A 23,595-nucleotide genomic window follows, 5' to 3' on the forward strand; every position below is an offset into this window, starting at 1 on the left:
ATAAATTGTGCTTGATTTCCCTCTGGAACAGCACTATAATTGCGTATGTAGTACGCGAATCGCGTATTATAGTTTTAAGATAATTATAATTTTAATGGTATAAGAAAGCATTTAAGGAGGGGTTATATTGAAGAAGTTGATGCTGCTTACGACTGGCGGGACCATTGCCTCGCTCGAAGGGGAGAATGGGCTGGTTCCTGAGATGACAGCCGACGATATTTTAAGTCATTTGCCGGGATTCAATTTACTCTGCCAGATTGATAGTAAGGCTTTGATTAATATTGATAGTACCAATATGCAGCCGGAATATTGGGTTGAAATGGCAAAGGCGGTTTATGAGCATTACGAGGAGTACGACGGTTTTGTGATCACGCATGGCACAGACACCATGGCATATACATCAGCTGCACTCTCCTATATGCTGCAAGATCTCGAAAAACCAGTGGTGGTTACCGGGTCCCAAATCCCGATTTCTTTTAAGAAAACCGACGCGAAACGAAATATTGCGGATGCCGTGCGCTTTGCTTGTGAGGAGATCGGTGGCGTATATGTGGTTTTTGACGGAAGAGTCATTCAGGGAACAAGGGCCATCAAGTTGAGAACGAAAAGCTATGATTCGTTTGAAAGTATCAACTATCCTTATATTGCTTCTATCTATAAAGATCATATTGAGTACAACAAGCCTGTTCATTCATTAGAAAATAAGAAAATTAAGCTGGATACTTCTCTTTGCACAGATGTTTCGTTGGTTAAGTTATTTCCGGGAATTAAGCCGGAATTCTTTGATTGCCTGAAAAATCAATGTCAGGGGATTGTGATCGAAAGTTATGGAAGCGGTGGCATTCCCTTTCAGGGAAGAAACATATTGGAAAAATTGGACGAACTGATTGAGTGTGGGATCTCTGTTGTCATTACGACACAGTGTTTAGAAGAAGGGGAGGATATTGAACTTTATGAAGTAGGGCGTAAAGTTAATCAAAATGTCATTATCCGTTCCCGGAATATGAATACAGAGGCCATCGTTCCCAAGCTGATGTGGGTACTCGGCAAGACGCAGGATCCGCAAAAGGTGAAGGAATTGATGGAAACACCCATTGCAGATGATATTACACTTTAAATCACTAAGGAGCAGGGAAAATGATAAAAAGCGAGACCGCATACCGAATTGAAAAAGACTTTCTCGGTGAGAAGGAAATTCCTGCAGATGTTTATTATGGAATCCAAACGTTACGCGCTGTAGATAATTTTCAAATCACTGGCTACAGAATTCATAAAGAAATGATTCATGCGCTGGCAGTGGTGAAGAAAGCGGCTGCACTGGCCAATATGGATGTCCACCGTCTCTATAAAGGACTGGGTGAGCCCATTGTTCAAGCGGCTGATGAAATTTTGGAGGGACACTGGCACGATTATTTTATCGTCGATCCGATCCAGGGTGGTGCCGGTACTTCGATGAACATGAATGCAAATGAAGTCATCGCCAACCGTGCACTTGAACTGCTTGGTCATCATAAAGGTGACTATTTAAAACTAAGTCCGAACACTCATGTGAATATGTCGCAATCAACCAACGATGTATTTCCAACAGCCATTCATATTTCAACCCTTAAATTGCTGGAGAAGCTGCTTGTTACGATGAATGACATGCTGGAGGTCTTCAGGAAGAAAGCGGTACAGTTCGACCACGTGATAAAAATGGGACGAACCCATCTGCAGGATGCCGTGCCAATTCGCCTTGGCCAGGAATTTGAAGCGTACAGCCGCGTATTGGAACGCGACATTAAGCGGATTAAGCAGACGCGCGAGCATCTTTACGAAGTTAATATGGGAGCGACAGCTGTAGGGACAGGCTTAAATGCCGATCCACAGTATATCAAACATGTGGTAAGGCACCTTTCAGAAATTAGCGGACTGCCTCTTGTCGGGGCCGAGCACCTGGTAGATGCCACACAGAACACGGATGCTTACACAGAAGTATCCGCAGCATTGAAGGTCTGCATGATGAATATGTCCAAGATCGCGAACGACTTACGCTTGATGGCCTCCGGCCCGCGTGCAGGACTTGGTGAAATTACTTTGCCGTCGCGTCAGCCCGGATCCTCCATTATGCCTGGAAAAGTGAACCCGGTTATGGCGGAGCTCATTAACCAAGTGGCTTTTCAGGTCATCGGTAACGACCATACAATTTGCTCGGCATCTGAAGCAGGACAGCTTGAATTAAACGTCATGGAGCCTGTACTCGTTTTTAACCTTCTGCAATCCATCAGCATCATGAACAATGCGTTCCGAAGCTTTACAGATTATTGCCTGTCCGGAATTGAGGCAAATGAAGACCGGATGAAAGAATATGTGGAACGAAGCGTGGGAATCATTACAGCCGTAAATCCGCACTTGGGATACGAAGCGTGTGCGCGCATTGCACGGGAAGCCATTTTAAAAGGGAAATCCGTACGAGAGCTTTGCCTCCTGTATGATGTTCTGACAGAGGAAGAACTCGATTTGATACTAAACCCGTATGAAATGACAAACCCTGGGATAGCCGGTGGTGCGCTTCTTGATAAAATCACTTGATAAAACAAGTGATTTACAGGAATTTGAAAGCGCTTTAATTTAAGGAGGACGAAAGCATGAAACATGTACGATTACCAACGATGTTTGAGATTATTTTCACATTGGGACTGTTTTTAGCCATTGTTTTTTCCTTTACCGTCAAATTTGATTTACCGATCCAGCTGGCACTCTTTATTTCTTGGTTCATCTTTATTGTTCTTGGATTACGACTGGGATATGAATATAAACAGCTGCAAGGAGCCATTACAAAAGGGATTTCGAATGGCCTTGAGGCGGTTTTGATTTTGATTGTTGTTGGTGCCCTGATCGGAACCTGGATTGCGGGAGGGATCGTGCCGACCATTATTTTCTATGGATTGGAGTTTATTCACCCCAGCATTTTCTTATTGGCCACTCTCATTATTTGCTCGTTGACCTCTTTGGCAACAGGAACATCATGGGGGACGGTCGGAACGGCGGGAATCGCGATGATGGCTATTGGAGAGGGAATGGGAATCCCGCTGCCGCTTGTGGCTGGTGCTGTTCTTTCGGGTGCTTATTTTGGTGATAAGCTTTCTCCTCTATCTGACAGTACGGTACTCGCTGCCTCCATGTCGAAGGTGGATGTGATTGCACACGTAAGGGCAATGCTGGTTTTAGATATCCCGGCTTACATCATTACAGCCACTCTCTTTACCATCTCAGGGTTCATCTATGGCGGAAAGAATACCGATTTGGAAAAAGTGGAGTTTTTGAAAAATGCCTTGCTTCAGAACTTTGATATTCACATTTGGATGCTTATTCCTGCGATCGTTGTTATTCTGATGCTCGCCCTGAAACAGCCTTCCATGCCAACCATTGCGGCAGGGGCGCTCTTGGGGACCATTTGGGCTTCCGTATTCCAGGGGATGGATTTTTCCAAGGCCCTGGGTACGGCTTACAGTGGGTTTTCAATAGATACAGGCATCAAATTCATGGATAGCCTTCTGAACCGCGGGGGAATCGAGGGGATGCTTGGCTCAATTGTCGTCATTATTTTCGGATTGGGATTTGGCGGCCTGCTCGAGCATTTGGGCGTATTAAAAGTAATTGTTTCCAAATTTCAGAGCCAGCTGACTTCAGCGGGGAATATCACCTTATCCACCCTAATTGTTGCTTTTTTAGCGAATGTATTCGGCTGTGCAATGTATGTCTCTTTAATCTTAACGCCAAAGATCATGGAAGAAAACTATGATAAATTCTACATAGATCGAAGAGTGTTAGCCCGAAATTCCGAGGTCGGCGGAACGTTAACAGCCGGGATGATCCCCTGGTCCGACAACGGAATTTTCATGGCAGGGATTCTAGGCATATCGACCTTTTCCTATCTCCCATTCATGTGGTTAAGTTTTGTTTCCATCGCACTTGCGATTATTTATGGATATACAGGGAAATTTATCTGGTACACGAAAAAGAGTAAGCTACTGCAGCAGAAGGCGAATTAATTTTCTATACCATTTTAAAAGGGAGCCTTTAGGATGCTTGCAAATGGACATGTAGTGTTACGGGGATTTTTATTCTAAGGCTTTTTCCGTATTCATCTCTTTTATAAAAGGATTATTTTAGAAGATTTACGATTAGTTTTTTTATGTATATATTCAAATCTGTTAGATAGACCAAGACTTGTCCCTATAATAGAAGCTGTTATTGCTAACATGTTAGAAGAAAATACTGACAGTACAGGCAACGCTGACGGTTGATGTAATAACGGCCTTAAACCCGCGTGATCCGACTGGACTTATTACAAAGGTGATAGTGCAATTCTAACATTTGGGATTTTAATGGGAGCTTCCAACAAGTTTAATCAACTTATGAGAAGCTTCTTTTTTTATGTTTAGTGTAGAGGCGCAGTTTTCATGATTTTAGGACTAAACCGTTCCAAAGATTTGTTCTGGTGAAACACTAGCTTGAAAGGTGAGCGTTTGATGCGGTATCCCAGCCTTATAAGAACAATACAACAAAAGCACAATATTCTTCAAAGTTTGTATGAATTCTCCTTTCTTTTCTGCTAAATCTCTTTTTGAATATGGGTAACTAATAGAGAAATCTTTAGGCACTTCAAAAGCAAAAGCTTGATTCTCAAGATATTTAATTTGTCCAGTATCTAACCAGAGTATGGCTAACTGTTTAAAAAAACATTTTAAAGTGATATCGGATTTTATAGTAAATAATAGTAAAATTAAACTATTCATAAATGATCAGAAAAAATTTTTCTTTCTATAATATTGATTTTTTAACTTTTAAAAATAAAGTTAGTTTTTAGAAGGAGTGTAAAAATGACTGGTTTAGAAGAGATCCTTCAAGCTTGGTGGCATAGTGAAACTTTATCTCCTGGTGAAGTGCCTAGTGATGGGGAATTAAGCAGTGAATATACAGATCAAAAGATTGATAAATTAAGAAAATTAACTAAAAGCGAAATTAGAGTGCCTGAATTGTGGAATACTATCTCATTTAAAGCTAAAGATATGAAGCGTTATCTCGGTTTTTATGGGAGTTGTTATAGAGAATATAATCTAATTCAGTATCAAAGAGATTTACATAATATTAAGGAAGAGATTCATAACAAATCATTAAAACCGTTCTATGGTTTCTATGTTGAATTCGATGAAAATGACAAATACGTTAATGACTCTCTATTTGTACCCTATGTAAATCTTTTTGTAAGCCTAACACTTGAAAATAAAACTCCTTATGATAAAACCTTCTTCGAACGATATCAAGAAGCTATAAAGTACTTAAGTGAAAAAGCCGAAAGTCTAAATGGTGGTATATTCTCATCAAGTTGGTTATCTCAATTTACTAAGGAATTTGATAATCACTTCGCTATACCTCCTAGCGATTTAGAAGAAACACAATATATTGAACTGATTGTCGCGACCGATAATTATGAGCGGGCTCCAAAATTTAATAGTTTCTTTTCTGAAGATATTTTAAAAGCTAAAGAAGATATGAATAGTACAATTCGTCAGTATTTAATGAGTCCTCAAAAGATAGATATTAATGAGAACCGAACATTTATTGAAAAGTCCTTACATCCATCAAACACCCCATTGGGGAGATGGCCATCACCAATTGAGCATAGGTTGTCATTGATGCAACAAGTAGCAGTAAATGAGTTCTTTACAAGCTCTTGTGCTATTAGCTCAGTTAACGGACCTCCAGGGACAGGTAAAACAACATTACTAAAAGACATATTTGCAGAAATTGTTGTGAAAAAAGCCATAGCCATCCTCCCCTTTCGTGACAATCCAAAAGGAGCGTTAGTACCAACAGATACTAAAATAAGTATTAAAAATCGATATACTGCTAAAGAAGAAAGAAGGATTGTATATGACATTGAGCCGTCAATCGCTCATTATGCTGCTGTAGTTGCATCAAGTAACAATACTGCCGTTGAAAATATTTCTAAAGATCTTCCTAAATTAAAAGAAATAGATAGCCATTTCGAAGATGAACTAAAACCTCTTAAATATACAAGTAAAATTAGTGAAAAAATTACTGAATCAGAGTCATGGGGTGCGTTTTCTATTCCTCTTGGAAAAGGTGACAATATTAAAAAGGCAGCTTCATTAATAACAGGGGAAAAGTTTAGCATAATGAATAGCTTATATAAAATTGGTGGTTCAAAACTAGAACGTGAAAAAGAATGGCACCAAGCATGCGATGATTTTAAGAATGTATATGAAGAAGTAAAAAAAATTCGTCAAACCCTTGTTAATACAATAGATTATTCAGTGGGAAATCCATTCCATCCTGATGAAAAGTTTATTGATTCGACTGATTTTTTTTGGGAAGAAACAAAAGAAAAATATGAAGAACGACAAGAAAAAGTGTTATTTCAAACAAACACATTAAATGAAAAAAGATCAGTGTTATTTTTAAAGGCTTTAACTGTGTTACGTCACTTTTTGTCTATAAATAAAGGAAGGATTGAAGCGGCATTATCGTTACTTCACGAAAACAGAGATGAGGTTGACATCAATTCAGAATCTGGCATAAGGGCAATTAAAGCTATGTGGAATACAGTTCATTGTGTTTTTCCGGTTATTAGCACAACTTTCGCAAGCTTTTCTTCCATGTATAGAGGAATGCCTAAAGATTTTATTCCTTATTTGTTTATAGATGAAGCTGGCCAAGCCACTCCTTTGCAAGCGGTGGGTGCTTTGTGGCGTTCTGAAAAGGTATTAGTAGTTGGAGACCCTTTGCAAATTGAACCTGTACAAACCTTACAACCCCCTGTCATGGAGGATATTAGGAACATTTATCAAATCGAAGAGGAGCTATTAAATCTAAAGTGCTCAGTACAATCCGTCGCTGACAGAGCAAACCCATATGGAACATATGTTAATAAAAATAATTGGATTGGTATTCCGTTATGGGTACATAGACGTTGTATAGAGCCAATGTTTTCTATATCAAATAAGTTAGCGTATGATGGAAAAATGGTATTACCTAATAAAAAAATTGGTGAAGGCAAATGGCTATCATGTCAGGGAACCGCTAAATCAAAACAATATGTTGCCGAACAGACAGAAGAATTAATTAAGCATATAAAAGAAAGCATGACTAAAGCTTTGAGAGAGCAGTTATTAGGGTCTATAAAAAGCAAACTTGCTGAGGATGAAAATATGGAACATGTGTTACAGGCCATTGTGAAGAAAGAGTCAGTGGAAGAATCATGGTCTGTGAGTAAAAAACAATCATTTATATTGATGGAAAAATATTATAAACTAAAAAATCGACGAACTCCTGAAGACCTCTACAAAGAAATACAAGAGTTCAATAAAGGGGAATACAAAATTCCTAATATATATGTTATTTCTCCTTTTTCAGAGGTGAAGAATAAACTAAAAATAGATATTAAAAAGAACTTATTTAATAACATGATTGAATGGTTAGACTCTGAAGTATTTGTAAAAGGCACTGATGAAGAAGCGTTTAAGTTAGAGAAAACACTTAAAGAGGAGATTGGGAAATTCAAGAAATGGTATGAAAAATGGATAAAAGAGAGTATTGGAACAGTACATACATTTCAAGGTAAAGAGGCAGATATCGTTTATTTTGTAACAGGTACAGATGCTTCACAAAAGAAGGCCGCTGAATGGGCATGTAAAGAGCCTAATTTGTTAAACGTTGCAGTAACAAGAGCAAAAAAGGAATTTTACATTATAGGGGATAAACCTATACTTGAAAACTTCGCCAACTACAAAACAATAATTGAAATTATGAATTATTATATGGAGCGTAAAAGAGTAAATGAAGTTAGGTGATTACTTACTGACAGTCAGCTGGGTTTGAAGATAGGTAAGAATAAAAGGCTATTTTCTAAATACCCAATAAAAATTCTAATATTTAGTTAATGAAATCAAATAAAAAAACGTTAAATATCATTAACGATGATGTTACACACCCGTATGATTAAGCTTTACAAGCCATGCACTGCAACATTTTCTACTCATATTACGATATGAATAACTCAAAAAACCACTTCCCAATATAAGGAGTGGTTTTTTGAGTTGTTCAAATTTTTTGAATACTTGTGAACTTAATCTTTTTGCTCTTTTGGCAAGAATTCAAAGATCTTACCGCTTCTTATATTTTCAACCAGGTCATCCAGCCAGTGATAGTAGGTTTTGGACTCTTCCAGTTGGTCGTAGTATTTCTTTGCTTTTGCCACAATTTCCGGCGTACTGTGGGAATCTTTAATAACCTCTATAAAATCTTCCTGTGCCTCTTTAATGGCCGCCAAATTTATTTTCACTTCACGTTCCCACATTTGACAGTAGAACGCCATAAAGGAGCGGAAGAAGTTTTTCTCCGCGGCATACGTGTGTTTCCTGGAACCGCGTGTATATGTTTTTTTCACCATGTCGATTTCCTGGAGTCTGCGGACGCTGGTACTCATACTCGGTTTGCTCATGCCGAGTTCTGTACGCATTTCATCAAGCGTCATCTGGTCTTCAAAATACATGGTCGCATATAAATTTGCGGCAGCGGGGGTTACCCCATATAAATCCATCGTTTCTGCAATAGCACCAATCACTTTATCCTTGGCTTCTTCTATTTTTACATCCGGTCCCCCGGTGGCTTTACTCATAGGATCGCTCCTTCGATAAAAAATAACAAAGTTAAATCTTTATCAAATCTTCTTTACGTACTTAATGGTAACGCGTCCGGCTTCCAAATGTCTACTTTCCCGCTCACTATCACCTTTTTAGTTTCCTTTTACTATTTGTGCATGTATGGCTTTTTACGACTTTGACATCTATAAAAAGACATGTTACGTTAAGAACGTTAAATAAATTCTGAACGAAATTAATATAAATCAAAAACGGAGTTGATAGGATTGGATTTGAAACTACAACTACAACATTACATTAATGGTAAATGGGTTGGCGCAGACTCGGAGAATACGCGGGATATTATTAATCCATTTAACCAGGAAGTGATTGCTACGGTTCCTGAAGGTGATGAGACCGAGGCAAAAGCAGCGATCGCTGCGGCACGAGAAGCCTTTGATAACGGAGAATGGGCTTCGACTCCGGCCACAGAGCGAGGGTCTGTCGTAAGAAAGATTGCTGAATTGATTGAAAGAGATAAAGAAGAACTTGCTTATTTAGAATCATTGGATACCGGCAAAACAATGGAAGAAAGCCGTGGAGACATGGATGATATCGCTGGCGTATTTCGTTATTATGCAGAACTCGCAGATAAAGATGGCGGGGAGCTCATCGATTCTCCAGTGTCGAACTCCATCAGCAGAGTGGTTCGCGAACCTGTAGGTGTGTGCGGACAAATTACACCTTGGAACTATCCTTTGCTTCAAGCTTCATGGAAGCTGGCTCCGGCGCTTGCTACCGGAAATACATTAATTATGAAGCCAAGTGAAATTACCCCACTTACTACGATAAAAGCATTTGAACTGATGGAAGAAGCGGGAGTACCTGCCGGTGTCGTTAACCTTGTTCTTGGTTCAGGCGCTATCATTGGCGCAGAGCTGTCCAGTAACGAGGATGTTGACCTTATTTCGTTTACCGGCGGTATTGTGACCGGGAAGAAAATCATGCAAGCGGCAAGCTCGAATGTGAAGAAGTTGGCACTTGAGCTTGGCGGGAAAAACCCAAATATCATATTTGCGGACGCTGATTTTGAAATAGCAGTCGATCAAGCGTTAAACGGCGTTTTCTTCCACGCAGGACAAATTTGTTCCGCGGGTACACGGCTGATTGTAGAAGAAAGCATTCACGATGAATTTGTACAAGCGCTTGTGGAGCGGGTAAAAAAATTCAAGCTGGGAAGCGGTTTTGATGAAGATACCCAAATGGGACCACTGATTTCAGCTGAACACCGTGCGAAAGTAGAAAAATATGTAGAGACAGGGATCAACGAAGGCGCAACATTGGCCGTTGGCGGTAAACGCCCGGAAAATCCAGAACTGCAAAAAGGATTTTTCTACCTGCCAACGATCTTCACAGACTGCACCACTGACATGACCATTGTTCAAGAAGAAGCGTTTGGACCAGTGATTACGGTTGAGAAATTCTCTGCAGAAGAAGAGGCCGTGAAGCTTGCGAATGACTCGATTTACGGTCTGGCTGGCGGTGTTTGGACAAAGGACATCGCAAAAGCGGAACGCTGTGCAGCGAAAATGCGGATGGGAACCGTTTGGATCAATGATTTCAATCTGTATTTCCCACATGCCCCATGGGGTGGATATAAGCAGTCCGGTATAGGACGCGAGCTAGGTAAATTAGGTATTGAAGAATATACAGAAACAAAGCACATATTCCAAAATCTTAAGCCTGAACCGATTAACTGGTTCTAAGCGACTGAATCGGTTTAAGGAAGAAGGAATCATTTCTAACATTAAGGAGGAAGAAACGATGACTGACACATATGACATTGTAATCGTTGGCGGCGGCAGTGCGGGTTCCGTACTCGGCGACCGTCTAAGCGCAGATGGAACAAAAAAAGTTCTTGTTTTAGAAGCTGGACGCAGTGACTATTCATGGGACCTGTTGATTCAAATGCCGGCAGCACTGCCGTTTCCAGCAGGCAAAAGCCTGTACGACTGGAAATATCAATCTGACCCTGAGCCGCATATGAATGGCCGACGGATCAAGCATGCCCGGGGAAAGGTGCTCGGTGGTTCCAGTTCCATCAATGGTATGATTTATCAGCGCGGAAACCCGATGGACTATGAACGGTGGGGAGCCGACGAGGGAATGGAAACGTGGGATTTTGCGCACTGCCTTCCGTATTTCAAACGCCTGGAAAATGCGTTAGGATCACCTGCTGATGATCTTCGCGGTCACGACGGACCGATTAAGTTGGAACGCGGTCCGGCTACAAACCCTTTATTCCAAGCCTTCTTTAACTCTGCAGTAGAAGCGGGTTATTCAAGAACGCCTGATGTAAACGGCTTTCGCCAGGAGGGATTCGGGCCGTTTGATAAGCATGTGTACAAAGGACAGCGCTTGTCCGCTTCACGTGCCTATCTGCACCCGGCCATGAAGCGTGAGAACCTGACCGTGTTGACCCGGGCCTTCGTTAAGAATATTGACTTTGAAGGCAGGAAAGCGAAAGGATTAACCTATCAGCGAAACGGGCAAACGCATCAAGTGAAAGCAGGAGAAGTTATCCTTTCAGGCGGTGCGATCAACACACCACAGCTTCTTCAACTCTCAGGTGTGGGTAATGCCGAACACCTTAGCTCACTGGGCATCAAACCGGTTGTCAATCTCCCTGGTGTCGGAGAAAACCTTCAGGATCACCTTGAAGTGTATGTCCAGCACGCATGTCCACTTCCGGTTTCCGAACAGCCGAACTTAAATAAATTGCGCATGCCGTGGATTGGTCTGCAGTGGATGCTTAACCGTACGGGCCCGGCAGCGACCAACCACTTTGAAGGCGGAGGATTTGTCCGTTCAAATGAAGACGTCAAATACCCGAACCTGATGTATCACTTCCTTCCGGTCGCGGTACGTTACGATGGACAAAAAGCGGAAACGGCTCACGGATTCCAAGTCCACGTTGGACCGATGTATTCCGATGCCCGCGGATCATTAAAGATTCGTTCAACCGATCCGAAAGAGCATCCGAGCATGGTCTACAACTATCTTTCTACCGAACAGGATAAACGCGAGTGGGTGGAAGCCATACGAGTGACGCGTAACATTTTATCTCAACCAGCGATGAAGCCCTACAACACCGGAGAAATATCACCTGGGCCTTCTGTTGAAACAGACGAAGAGATTTTGGATTGGGTAAGAGAAGATGCGGAAACAGCCCTCCACCCGTCATGCACGGCCAAAATGGGACCTGCTTCAGATCCGATGGCTGTCGTCGATCCAAATACGATGAAGGTTCACGGACTCGAAAACGTACGAGTCGTCGATGCATCAGCTATGCCTTACGTAACAAACGGCAATATCCACGCACCAGTATTGATGCTGGCCGAAAAGGCAGCAGACCTCATCCTTGGACGCAAACCGCTGGATCCGATTCATGCCGATTTCTACCGCCATGGCGTACATCCGGCGGATGCAGGGACCATATCTACAGTATCTCCGGTGACTAAATAACAAATATATGAATAGCAAAACCACTTCCATATGGAGGTGGTTTTTGTGTAGGTAAACCAAATATTAAAATACAGGTAACAGGGTCATCTTTTGTAATACAGAGCATCAAAGAGAAAAATAAGTTTTCGAAAAAATAAAAAAACACCCTAGACAAACCATTTTGAATACTATAAACTCTAATTAAACGTTTAGCTAAACGTTTAGCTAAACCTTTAACTTATGTTTACCACCTCTAAATTGGTAAAATAACTGTTAGAAGGTCTAAAAGGGCCGATCTTTGGAGGTGGAGAGAATGACAAGCATGAAAGAGGTTGCCAGGAAAGCTGATGTTTCTGTAGCTACAGTATCAGCGGTAATCAACAACAACAAATTTGTCAGTGAAGAGTTAAGAGAGAGAATTGAGGCTGCTATTAAGGAGCTTAACTACAGGCCGAATCGATTTGCCCAAGGGTTAAAGGGGAAAAAGACGAAGCTCATTGGTGTTTTTGTCACGGAGTTAACGAATCCCTTTTATCCGAACATGCTGAAGCAGTTGGAAGAGATGGCTTTTGCTGAAGGATATAATCTCATTATGAGTACAACCGGAGATGATGAGAAGAAGGAGCTAAAGCTGTTTGAATCTTTGATGGATCTGAAAGTGGATGGCCTTGTGCTTGCAACGGTCGACAACAGGGAATCTAAACTGCTTTACCAGGTGGAACAGGAAAACATTCCGTATGTTCTTATAAACCGGGCGCCATCCAATTTTGAAATGAACAAGGTGTGTGTAGATTCATTCAAAGTCGGGCAATTGGCAACCTCTCATTTATTATCATTGAATCATCAAAGGATTGCCTTTATCGGGGGGAACCGGCAGAACAGTGTGGAGCGAGAGGCTGGATACCGCAACACATTAGAGAATAACGGGATCGAAGTAAATGAAGAACTAATTTTTAATGCAGAGTATAATGTGGACCAGGCATATGCGGTAGCAAAGAAGCTGATGAGATTAAAGGACAGGCCATCTGCCATTTTCGCCGCCAGTGATACCATGGCGTATGGAGTAATCAAGGCTTGCCTGGATGAAGGGCTCAAGGTACCGGAAGATTTGTCCGTGATGGGCTCGGATAATATTCCGCATTCTGAGGATTTTAGAGTTCCTTTGTCAACGGTTGATGTCCATGGTTCTGATATTGGGGCCAAAGGATTTGAGCTATTGCATTCTAACCTTGAATCTAAAGAAACCTTTGAACCTCAGCAGGTAATCATTGAGCCTTCACTCATTATTCGAGAAAGCACAGCAGAAAAGAAATAATTGTGCTTTCTCCATACTCTGCTTATCCTTTCGTTTGAAATGGTAGCGCTTTCTTAGGGCGTTTACTAAAAAAGGGAGGCATGCCTATGGATGATTCGTGAAGTTTTTTGAGCAATACAACAGAATCACAAACACAAGGAGGCGGAGAAATGAGTAAGAAGGCAAAATATGGATTTATTTTATTTAACATTCTCTATTTTTCGTTTAACTGGCTGCTGATCCCTTACATGCCGAACTGGACGCTGTTTGGCTGGATGCCGTTTCAAATGTTTCTGCTGTTTGCCACCCCGGTGGGTGCGGCCCTGATCTGGGCGTTGTATTACAATGCGTTTTTCAACACACAGACGCACGTCGATGTTTCCTCTAATCAGGAGCGGGAGGAGGAAGTGATATGAGCACAAGCGTCTGGATCATTATCGGTGTATTGGTGTATTCGGCTTTTATCCTGTATCACGGAATGAAGTCATTTAAGGAGACGAGCAAGTCATCCGAATCCTTCTTCTCGGCAGACCGAGGAGTAAATCCTTTCGTCCTGCTGGCGACGACAGCAATTTCCGTTTTCTCGGCCTTGGCATTTTATGGTGTACCTGCCGCCATCTACAGAGAGGGGATTGGGTATTTTTCCAACACGGGCGGGATGATTGCGGGGCTTCTGTTTGTCGTAATCGGCTACCGGCTCTGGATTCTAGGTAGAGAATACGGATTCGTCACACCGGTTGACTATTTAAGAGCCCGCTATAACTCAGAAGGATACGGTTTATTGGTTTCCATCGTTCTCATCCTCTTCATCATTCCTTATGTAGCTATGCAATTGATTGCGATTGGGGATGCGACAGCGTTAACGACAGGTGGAATGCTTCCTTATATTGTTGCGGTGGCAATCGCGACTGTAGTGGTTTCTTTTCACATTATCGGAGGTGGAATGAAGTCTGTCGCCTGGATGGATGCCTTTCATTTCATGCTTGGCATAGGGACGCTCATTATCCTTGTTACGTATTTAACTTTGACATATTTTCCGGATGGAGGTCTTGCCCAGGCGGTGGCTAAAATTAAAGCGGATCCAGAGCTTGCCGGGGTGCTGTCGTTTCCGGGTCCCAATGGGACTTATAACTGGAAAGGTTCGTTGTCCAATGTCCTGACAGGGGCAGTTGCCACAGTTGTCTGGCCCCACATTTTTATGAGAACTTACATTGCGGCAAATAAAGATACGTTCCGTACGATGTCCTGGTCCCTGCCGTTGGCGTATGTGTTTGTTTACTTTTTTATCGTTGTTATCGGAGCCATTCTTGCTCCAGCAATTCTCGGAGCAGGGGTAGACAACACCGACAGCATTGTTTCCGTTTTATCAACTCAATATGCACCACCTTTTATTTCGTTCATCTCGTTGCTTTGTTTGTTTGCGTTCGGTGTATCTACAGCAGATTCCCTGCTTTTGTCTGCAAGCGCCATCGGGTCGCGTGATATCTATGTACGCTATGCCTATGAACTGAAAGGAAAGAATGCTGACTCTAAAAAAGTCGTTTACTTTGGCCGTGTTCTTCTCTTAATCCTAATGGTGTTGACACTTGTTGTTGTAACGTTAAAGCCGGCCTATATTGTGGACTATGCCTATTCGTTATCATCTCCGTTTTTCGCGCAAATCCTTCCGGCTACGGTTGGAGGCTTGTTCTGGAAAAGAGGGACGAAAGAAGGTGCTTACGCTGGAACAATTTTCGGTCTTTTTATCACCACCCTATTTACGTTTTTCATTGCACCACCGTATGGCTTCAGTCCATTGGTATGGGCATTGCTTGTTAATGTGATTGCCTATGTCGGAGTCAGCTTTGTCACAAAGCCTTCAGCAGAGGCGGTCAACAAATACATTGTGCGGGTGGATTCCATCATTAACGCAGGAACGGAAATGAACAGTGCTGTAGATTCGACGCTCTCTTCTTTAAATAGAAAGCCGGCAGGAAACTAAATTCCAACAAGAGGTGAAATGATGAATTCATTAATTCCTTTAACCATTTACGGGATAGGCGTATATCATCCGAAAGGATGGAAGCTATTCATCAATCCGAATACCACCTTTAATTTTAACGAAGGTATGGTAAAGATCGACAAGGAGTCGGCAGCGAAGACGAATGCTGCCTCGTTATCGATCCGCTGGGCAACAATGAAAAATGAAGTCAAAATAGATGACTATGTAAATGAGTTGGACCTCCAGCTCCAAAAAAAGCAAAAAAAGAGCCGGAACAAAGACAAATACCGGATTCTCCGGAGAGAAAAACACCGACTAAATGGGAAGGATGCCTGTTTAATAGAAAACGAGTTTATTGCGAACCACAGCATCTACCGTATTTTTGGAAAAGACGAGCTAGTAAAGGTTTTACAGCTGTTTTTTTACTCCAAAGAAAGCGGAAGAATGATAGTCGCTTCGTTATCAGCAACGGAAGAAGAAATGAAAAGGAATAAAGAAGGCTATAAAGAGACGCTGTTATCTCTGCATGAAAACATCAACCAGGTTCAAACAGAAAACGTGAAAAGAACAAAAATAGAAAAAGCGATGTAAATGGAGGATGGAGGGAGACCATTGTGATACGTGGCGATCAGTGCTGGGGAGATACCATCAAGAACGGCTTACAGACGGTGGTTTTTAACAATAAGGTGCATTCGGTGTTACCAGGGATGAGGGAAACCGTATATGAATCGTTGACAGAGCAGGCAAAGAGATGGCCAAACAAATTAGCCATTGTTGATACGAATGAAAGAGAATATACCTATTTACAGCTGCTGCAGCTTACCGACCGCTTCTCTTCTTATTTATGGGGCAAGCATGGGATAAATAGAGGTAAAAAGGTAGGATTGCTTCTTTATAATTCGGTAGAATATGCTGTTGCATTTCTGGCATGTCAGCGATTAGGGGCAGTGGTTGTGCCTTTTCCAACCAAGTATCGGGAATCAGAAATCGATGCACTATTAGATAAAAGCGATTGCGATCTAGTTATCGCCGACGGAACCTTTTCGGCGTGGATGGAGAAATATGAAATATCAGAGCTCCGAATATTAATCAGTCCGTCGAAGGAGATCGCGGGGGGCTATGCGTTTGCTCGCTATGAATCAATGGATGAAATAAAGGAGCCTTCTCGATTAATTGAAAGCAATGCCATTATTATGTTCACATCCGGCACCACTTCTCATAGCAAAGGGGTGCTCATCAAGAACTACAACATACAACATGCTTTAAAAGCGTATGAGGAACTATTTCAACTGAATGAAGACGATTTTACAATTCTTGCAATCCCGGTGTACAACGTGACCGGGTTGGTGGCAACCCTATCCTTGTTTTTAAGCATAGGAGCATCTATCAGGCTACATAAATTTTTTGATGCAAAACAACTTATCAACGAAATGAAGGAGCATCACATCAGTTTCTTCCATGCGTCACCCACTATCTTTCAGTTGATGCTAGCAGAAAGAGAGGAAACACCTGTTTTGCCTGATCTAAAAATCCTCGCATGTGGTTCCGGCAATATGCCGGCTGAAGTAATTAAAGAATTAAAGGACTGGATGCCGCAAATGGCATTCCGAACCGTGTATGGTTTATCCGAAACAACGTCTCCGGCCACGATTTTTCCAAGAGATGCTGCAACAAGCCCATATATTGGCTCGTCCGGGCTGCCAATTCCCGGTGTCTCAATAAAGATCATGGGTGAAAATGGCAGGGAGCAGGGAAATGGCGTAACCGGAGAGATTTGGATCGCAGGACCAAATGTCATTGAAGCCTACTACAGACAGGATACAAACCTAATTACAAATAACGGATGGCTTATGACAGGGGACATTGGTTATGTAAATGAGGAAGGTTATCTTTACGTGATTGACCGGAAGAAAGACATGATCAATAGAGGTGGAGAGAAGGTATATTGCTTTGACGTGGAAAATGCCCTTCATGAAATAAAGGGTGTTCAGGAAGCCGCTGTCGTGGGAGTGAAGCACCAGGTGTATGGGGAATCACCTGTCGCCTTTATTAAGCTAAAACCGGGCTGGTCATATACAGAAGCACAATTTAAGGAACAGCTTAAGCCAAAGCTTGCCCGTTTTAAAATTCCTGAAGCGTTCAATCTTGTTAAAGAAATTTATAAAACCCCGAATGGAAAAATAGATAAAAAAAGAATAAGAGAGCTTTACGAAGCAGAGAGGAGCCGAAATGAAAGCTATTTTGAGAAAGGCTGATGACATACCAGGATTGATAAAGGACGGAGACACAATAGCGACTGTAGGTATGACACTCGCGGGCGCTTCGGAATCAATTTTAAAGGCATTGGAACAAAGTTTTTTGGAAACGGGTTCCCCACGGGATCTTACTTTGGTTCATTCCGCCGGTCAGAGTGACAGAAAAAATGGCATCCAGCATTTCGCCCATGAAGGCATGGTTACTAAAATCATAGGGTCACACTGGGGGCTCCAGCCGAAATGGATGGAGATGATCTCCAACAATAAAGTGGCCGCCTATTGCCTCCCACAAGGGCAGATGGCTCAGCTGTATCGTTCTATGGCCTGCGGTCTTCCTGGAAAAATGAGCAAGGTGGGGATCGGGACCTTCGTCGACCCAAGAGTCGAGGGAGGAAAAATGAATGATAAGACAAGTACGATGGAGGATATTTCGGAAATCCTTACCTATGAAAATGAAGAATACATGTTTTATAAAAAAATACCACTGGATGCCGTCATTATCCGAGGAACAACAGCAGACGAAATGGGCAATATTACGATGGAAGAAGAAGCGATGAAATTGGAAGCCCTTCCAGCGGCTCTTGCTGCCAAACGGTTTGGCGGGAAAGTGATCGTACAGGTGAAGCAGCTGGCAGAAACAGGGACGCTTGATCCGAAAGCGGTTGTCATTCCGGGTGTTTTCGTAGATGCTGTCGTGGTTTGCGAAAACCCGATGGAAGATCACCGTCAGACTTCTTCCTGGTATTACGATCCTTCGTATTCTGGAAATGTAAGGGCACCTCAGTCTTCCTTCAAACCATTGGAACTCAGCGTCAGGAAATTTATTGGGAGGAGGGCGATGCTCGAACTCAGCAAGGGAGATGTCATTAACCTTGGAACGGGCATTCCTAACGATGTGATCGGAAGTATTGCTAATGAAGAAAAGATTACAGATGAGATTATGATTACGGTGGAATCCGGCATTTACGGAGGAGTTCAAGCAGGAGGCATTGACTTTGGGATTGGCCAAAATATATATGCTATGATACCGCATGATCTTCAAATGGATTACTACAATGGAGCAGGCTGCGATGTCACTTTTATGGGTGCAGGAGAACTGGATGCTGAGGGAAACGTAAATGCCACGAAGATGGGATCACTGTGCACGGGAGCCGGAGGATTTATCGACATCACTCAAAATGCTAAAAAAGTCGTCTTCTGTGCGACCTTCAGCACTGGTGGAGCTAGGATTGAACTGAAAGATAACAAGGTTCAAATTGAGCAGGAAGGGCGGATTAAAAAACTTGTTTCCAAAGTCTCGCAAATCTCTTTTAACGGCAAACTGGCAAGAGAAAAGGGGCAAGATGTGTACTTTGTTACTGAGCGGGCGGTGTTCAAGCTTGTAAAAGAAGGGGTCATGCTGATAGAAATCGCTCCTGGTGTGGACCTGCAAAAGGATGTACTTGATTTGATGGAGTTCACACCGATTATTAGTGATCAGTTGGCCCAAATGGATGAACAATTATTCGCAGATGGTGAGTTCGGACTAAAGAGTGCGATGGAGAAGGAAAAATACGAGGAAAGCTATGCATAAACGTTAAGGAGGATAATTATGGGTAGATTAAATGGCAAAATCGCAATTGTGACAGGAGCTGCGCGGGGGCTTGGCAAGGGCATTGCCGAAAAGCTGTGCAAGGAAGGAGCTACAACCATCATTGCGGATATCAATCAAGAGTCCTGTGATGAAGTTGTGAAAGAGTTTGAAAGCGAAGGTTATAAAGCAGACGCTTTTAAAGCAAACATTGCTGATCGAAAAGAAGTGCAAGATTTATTTGGCTATGTAAAAGAAAAGCATGGAACGATCGATATCCTAGTTAATAATGCAGGCATAAACCGGGATACAACGCTTGTGAAAATGACGGATGAACAATGGCAGCAGGTTATTGATGTTAACTTGACCGGAACCTTCTATTGTACACAGGAAGCTGCTAAATGGATGAAGGAAAAAGAGTATGGAAGAATCATATCTATTTCTTCGGCAAGCTGGCTCGGAAATTTCGGACAGGCGAATTATGCAGCATCCAAGGCAGGGGTAGTGGGATTAACAAAGACAGCAGCACGTGAGCTGGCGAGAAAAAACATTACCTGTAATGCCATTTGCCCTGGATTCGTGGATACAGACATGACAAGAGGGGTGCCTGAAAAGGTATGGGATCAGATGATTGAAAAAATCCCAATGGGTCGGGCAGGCAAACCGTCGGATGTAGCAAACGTCATATCATTTTTGGCTTCGGATGAAGCTTCTTACGTAACAGGAGAAGTAATCAACGTAGGCGGAGGAATGATTCTTTAACCAAATCAAAGGGAGGAAGAGAGATTGGGAGATTTAAAAGAAGTAGTCATCGTTTCGGGAGCAAGAACTCCAATTGGGTCTCTGGGAGGCAGTTTAAAGGATGTTCATGCAGTCGATCTTGCGGCACATGCCGTCAAGGCGGCAGTCAAAAGGGCTAAACTTGATCCTGCTGAGGTTGATGAGCTGATTGCTGGGAATGTTGGGCAAATTGCTGAGAATGGCTTTATCGGAAGAATGATTTCATTACGTTCCGGACTCCCGGAAGCGGCAACGGCTTATTCAGTAAACCGTCAGTGCGGTTCTGGCCTTCAGGCGATTGTGGACGGGATGCTGGAAATTCAAACTGGAAATGCCGATGTTGTCGTGGCCTGTGGAACAGAAAACATGTCCCAACTACCTTACTACAACAAACACACCCGGTTTGGGAATAAACTCGGGCACATAGAAGTGGAAGACGGGCTGTTAAGCATTTTAACTTGGCCGGGCGGACCGTTTCATAATGGAACAACAGCTGAAAATGTCGCCAATGAATATAACGTTTCACGCGAAGAACAGGATCAATTTGCCCTGCAAAGTCAGGAAAGAGCCATTAAGGCAATTAAAGACGGTAAATTTAAAGACGAAATTGAACCGATTGAAATTCAGGACAGAAGAGGAAACACTTCTGTGGTGGATACCGATGAACATCCGCGTGAAGGGTTGACGCCAGAAAAGCTCGGTAAACTGAAACCGGCTTTCAGCAAAGGTGGCAGTGTAACAGCAGCAAATTCTTCAGGTATTAATGACGGAGCAGCAGCCGTGGTTCTCATGTCGAGGGAAAAAGCAGAAGAGCTGGGCGTGAAGCCAATCCTCCGGATAAAAGGTTACGCAGTAGCAGGAAATGACCCGGCTCTGATGGGGTATGCTCCAAAGCTCTCTACAGAGAAACTGGCAGAAAAGCTTGATTTTAACATCCGTGACATCGATCTTTTTGAGCTGAATGAAGCTTTTGCGTCCCAGTCATGTGCCGTTTCCAGAGACCTCGGTCTTGATTCGGACAAGGTTAACATCAATGGCGGAGCAATCAGCCTTGGTCATCCGGTTGGAGCGACAGGTACCATTCTGACCGTAAAACTGATGTACGAAATGATGCGTTCCAACTTGGATACTGGTATTGTAACGATGTGCATTGGTGGTGGACAGGGAATTTCAGCATTATTTGAAAGATGTCGATAATAAAAGATTGCTTCACACCAGAAGATAAAGAAACCTTCTGGTGTGAAGCAATTAAAGAAAGGAGAACCTAAATGGCTAACAACTGGAAAATCACAGCGTTGAGAATGGGCGAGCTGTATGTTGAGAAATCATCATTGACCTATCAGAAAGATATCGGTGAGCATTTGTGGATTCCAATGTGGGCTACAGTCCTGACATGCGGAGGGCAAAACATTTTGATCGATACTGGTATACATGACTTGGAATGGGTGAGCGAGAATATCACGGTCTGCCGCCAACAGGAGGACGAAACGATTATTGAAGCGTTAAGGATTGGAGTGGGACTGGCGCCGGAGGATATCGATATTGTCATTAATACACATCTCCACTACGATCATTGCGGGAACAATAAGCTTTTTAAAAATGCTCGGTTTATCGTTCAGGAAAGAGAATGGAAAGCTGCACACCACCCGATTCCTTGCCAGGAAGGCATTTATTTGAAAGAACTATTTGATGCTAGCGCTGTAAGTGAAAGTCAATGGGAGTTTGTGAACGGTGAAAAAGAAATTGCTCCTGGTGTCACCGTCTTTTTAACGCCAGGACACTCGGAAGGCCATCAATCGGTCCTTGTTGATACAGAGGAAGGAGCGGTATGTGTAGCTGGTGATATTTCGAATCTGCTTGAGAATATTCGAGAAAACATTCCAGCAGGTATCGTTGTAAGTACGAAAGAAATGTATGGTGGAATGGAAGAGGTCAGAAAGAGAGCTTCCTTTATCCTTCCGGGTCACGAATACAGTATAAATAAGTATCAAAACAGCCGTTTTCCCTTGATTGAAGCAAGCTTGCTGACGTCCTGATTTTTCAGGGCGAACATTTAATAATAATTATCTGAATATTATGAATTATTTTAAGGGGGGTCTCCATGAAAAGTACAGCGGTTCGACAGGAAGAATCAGTAAAATGGAGCGCAAAACCAAAGTTTGCGCCTTCTATGTCATGGATGGCGCTGGGATTTTTATGGCTAATTTTCGCCATGAACGCGACCAGCAGAGAAATCATGTTCCGTGTTATGCCTGCCATCGTGGACGATTATCAGCTTTCAGCAGATGTAGTAGGAGAGATGGTTTCATTAATTATGGTGTCGACCGGAATCCTCTCTATTTTCGGTGCCTCATGGTCGGATAAAAGAGGACTTGGATGGGCAAGAAAATATAGTGGGGTCTGGATTGCACTGGGTTACACCACATTTTCTATTTTAACAGGGGTGTCTGCATTTACCTCTGTTGTAGTAGGCTTCGTTGTTTTCCAAGTGATAAAGAACATGTTTGGAGGAATCGGAGAATCCATTGAAGTCAGTACAGTGGCCGAATGGTGGCCGAGGGAACGACGGGGATTTGCTTTGGGTGCCCATCATTCAGCGTATCCATGGGGAACTCTACTGAGCGGTTTATTAATTTCGTTTATCCTCGTCCACTTTGACGGAGAATGGAGAATGCCGTTTCTTCTTATTCCATTGTTAATCATACCAATTTATATAGCATACTGGTTTTTCTCGTCCAAAAATAACTATCAGAAGTATGAAAAAGACGCCATCCAGATGAATTATACGCCGACTATCGATACGGAAGAGATTAGTGCACATAAAAAAGGGGCGGTTAAAGAACTGCTAAAAAATCCAAATATCCTCGTCGGGACTTTATGCGTTCTTCTGGGACAAGCTGCATTTACTGGATTGAACTTCTGGCTCGCGCCGTATTTGGCATTTGTCGGGCATTTTAACTATGCTGCAGCTGCCGGTTGGTCTGTTATTTTTACCATTACAGGAGGAATTGGACAAATTTTTTGGGGTAATATTTCCGATAAAATTGGTCGGAGGAAGACACTGCTTATTGCTTTTGCATGGTTATCGGTTGCATTAGTTCTATTCCAATTCAGTGCGCAAAACCTCGTCTGGCTCGTAGGGGTGCAGCTTTTTGCTGGAATATGCACGAATGCTATCTTCCCGGTTACCTTTTCTCTCATTACGGACTCAGCAAAGAGCGGTTCAACGGGCACGGCCATGGGAATTTCCATGACAGGGATGTACCTTGGAGCTGTTTCTCCCATTGTATTAGGATTCCTCATTAACCAGGGCGGAGGCTGGAATTCTTATTCCGGTTACATTACTGGACTCTATTTCCTTGCCAGTTGCATGGTCATCGCCTTCCTGTTAATTCTGTTCTTTACAAGAGAGACCGTTGGAAAGAAACGCGGCAAGGATTGGTCATTGGTGAAAAAAGAATCATGTGGGATTGAATAAAAAAACAAATAAGAAACCAGATCCTTTTTATTAAAAGGAATCTGGTTTCTTTCAGGCTGTCGAGAAACTCTCGACAGTCTATTTT

Annotated in this window: 18 protein-coding genes; 16 read left to right on the top strand and 2 right to left on the bottom strand. The window is 42.5% G+C overall.

All coding sequences use genetic code 11. The features are described 5' to 3' along the window. The first annotated feature begins 127 nt into the window (after positions 1 to 127). The 3 genes from QNH15_RS01620 to nhaC are packed head-to-tail and all read left to right on the top strand — an operon-like array spanning position 128 to position 4,034. A complete protein-coding gene (locus QNH15_RS01620) occupies positions 128 to 1,117 on the top strand; it encodes an asparaginase (RefSeq protein WP_283892062.1) in 990 nt (329 codons plus the stop codon). Positions 1,118 to 1,137: 20 nt separating this feature from the next. Next, entirely contained in the window at positions 1,138 to 2,571 is a 1,434-nt protein-coding gene (gene aspA / locus QNH15_RS01625; protein ID WP_283892064.1) for an aspartate ammonia-lyase, read from the top strand. A 56-nt stretch (positions 2,572 to 2,627) separates the two neighbouring features. Continuing rightward, positions 2,628 to 4,034, top strand: a complete 1,407-nt coding sequence (gene nhaC / locus QNH15_RS01630) for a Na+/H+ antiporter NhaC (RefSeq protein ID WP_283892066.1) — start codon at positions 2,628 to 2,630, stop codon at positions 4,032 to 4,034. Between the two features lie 423 nt (positions 4,035 to 4,457). Here nhaC and QNH15_RS01635 read toward each other — a convergent pair whose 3' ends face one another. Continuing rightward, on the bottom strand, positions 4,458 to 4,781 hold the full coding sequence (locus tag QNH15_RS01635; protein WP_283892068.1) for a hypothetical protein: 324 nt from the start codon (positions 4,779 to 4,781) through the stop codon (positions 4,458 to 4,460). A gap of 84 nt (positions 4,782 to 4,865) precedes the next feature. Here QNH15_RS01635 and QNH15_RS01640 point away from each other — a divergent pair, with 84 nt between their 5' ends. Next, positions 4,866 to 7,859, top strand: a complete 2,994-nt coding sequence (locus QNH15_RS01640) for a DEAD/DEAH box helicase (protein ID WP_283892070.1) — start codon at positions 4,866 to 4,868, stop codon at positions 7,857 to 7,859. A 275-nt stretch (positions 7,860 to 8,134) separates the two neighbouring features. Here the strand turns inward: QNH15_RS01640 and cudC are convergent, their stop codons facing one another. Further along, positions 8,135 to 8,686 carry a choline uptake/conversion transcriptional regulator CudC gene (gene cudC / locus QNH15_RS01645; RefSeq protein WP_283892072.1) on the bottom strand — a complete coding sequence of 184 codons (552 nt, stop codon included), beginning with the start codon at positions 8,684 to 8,686 and terminating at the stop codon, positions 8,135 to 8,137. Positions 8,687 to 8,941: 255 nt separating this feature from the next. Here cudC and betB point away from each other — a divergent pair, with 255 nt between their 5' ends. The 12 genes from betB to QNH15_RS01705 all read left to right on the top strand — a co-directional run bounded on the left by betB (position 8,942) and on the right by QNH15_RS01705 (position 23,510). After that, positions 8,942 to 10,414: a betaine-aldehyde dehydrogenase gene (gene betB / locus QNH15_RS01650; RefSeq protein WP_283895392.1), complete on the top strand. Its 1,473-nt coding sequence runs from the start codon at positions 8,942 to 8,944 to the stop codon at positions 10,412 to 10,414. A gap of 58 nt (positions 10,415 to 10,472) precedes the next feature. Continuing rightward, the gene (gene betA / locus QNH15_RS01655) at positions 10,473 to 12,173 is read left to right on the top strand and encodes a choline dehydrogenase (protein WP_283892074.1); all 1,701 of its coding nucleotides are present in this window, start codon (positions 10,473 to 10,475) and stop codon (positions 12,171 to 12,173) included. 292 nt (positions 12,174 to 12,465) lie between these two features. Further along, positions 12,466 to 13,467 carry a LacI family DNA-binding transcriptional regulator gene (locus QNH15_RS01660; RefSeq protein ID WP_283892076.1) on the top strand — a complete coding sequence of 334 codons (1,002 nt, stop codon included), beginning with the start codon at positions 12,466 to 12,468 and terminating at the stop codon, positions 13,465 to 13,467. Positions 13,468 to 13,616: 149 nt separating this feature from the next. Beyond that, entirely contained in the window at positions 13,617 to 13,862 is a 246-nt protein-coding gene (locus QNH15_RS01665) for a hypothetical protein (protein ID WP_283892077.1), read from the top strand. After that, positions 13,859 to 15,427, top strand: a complete 1,569-nt coding sequence (locus tag QNH15_RS01670; RefSeq protein WP_283892078.1) for a sodium:solute symporter family protein — start codon at positions 13,859 to 13,861, stop codon at positions 15,425 to 15,427. Before QNH15_RS01665 ends, QNH15_RS01670 begins: the two co-directional genes overlap by 4 nt. Positions 15,428 to 15,445: 18 nt before the next feature. After that, positions 15,446 to 16,018 (top strand): hypothetical protein, encoded by a 573-nt coding sequence (locus QNH15_RS01675; protein WP_283892080.1) that lies wholly within the window; start codon positions 15,446 to 15,448, stop codon positions 16,016 to 16,018. Between the two features lie 23 nt (positions 16,019 to 16,041). Then, positions 16,042 to 17,682 (top strand): class I adenylate-forming enzyme family protein, encoded by a 1,641-nt coding sequence (locus tag QNH15_RS01680; protein ID WP_283892082.1) that lies wholly within the window; start codon positions 16,042 to 16,044, stop codon positions 17,680 to 17,682. Next, a complete protein-coding gene (locus tag QNH15_RS01685; protein ID WP_283892084.1) occupies positions 17,657 to 19,255 on the top strand; it encodes an acyl CoA:acetate/3-ketoacid CoA transferase in 1,599 nt (532 codons plus the stop codon). The genes QNH15_RS01680 and QNH15_RS01685 overlap by 26 nt, the downstream gene beginning before the upstream one ends. An 18-nt stretch (positions 19,256 to 19,273) precedes the next feature. Further along, positions 19,274 to 20,014: a 3-oxoacyl-ACP reductase FabG gene (gene fabG / locus QNH15_RS01690; RefSeq protein WP_283892086.1), complete on the top strand. Its 741-nt coding sequence runs from the start codon at positions 19,274 to 19,276 to the stop codon at positions 20,012 to 20,014. Between the two features lie 24 nt (positions 20,015 to 20,038). Next, entirely contained in the window at positions 20,039 to 21,229 is a 1,191-nt protein-coding gene (locus QNH15_RS01695; RefSeq protein ID WP_283892088.1) for a thiolase family protein, read from the top strand. A gap of 71 nt (positions 21,230 to 21,300) precedes the next feature. Then, positions 21,301 to 22,068: an N-acyl homoserine lactonase family protein gene (locus tag QNH15_RS01700; RefSeq protein ID WP_283892090.1), complete on the top strand. Its 768-nt coding sequence runs from the start codon at positions 21,301 to 21,303 to the stop codon at positions 22,066 to 22,068. A gap of 65 nt (positions 22,069 to 22,133) precedes the next feature. Continuing rightward, positions 22,134 to 23,510 (top strand): MFS transporter, encoded by a 1,377-nt coding sequence (locus tag QNH15_RS01705; RefSeq protein WP_283892092.1) that lies wholly within the window; start codon positions 22,134 to 22,136, stop codon positions 23,508 to 23,510. The last annotated feature ends 85 nt before the right edge of the window (positions 23,511 to 23,595 follow it).

It is taken from the genome of Fictibacillus enclensis, assembly GCF_030123385.1.
In the GTDB taxonomy this organism is placed as follows: Bacteria; Bacillota; Bacilli; order Bacillales; family Fictibacillaceae; genus Fictibacillus_C; species Fictibacillus_C enclensis.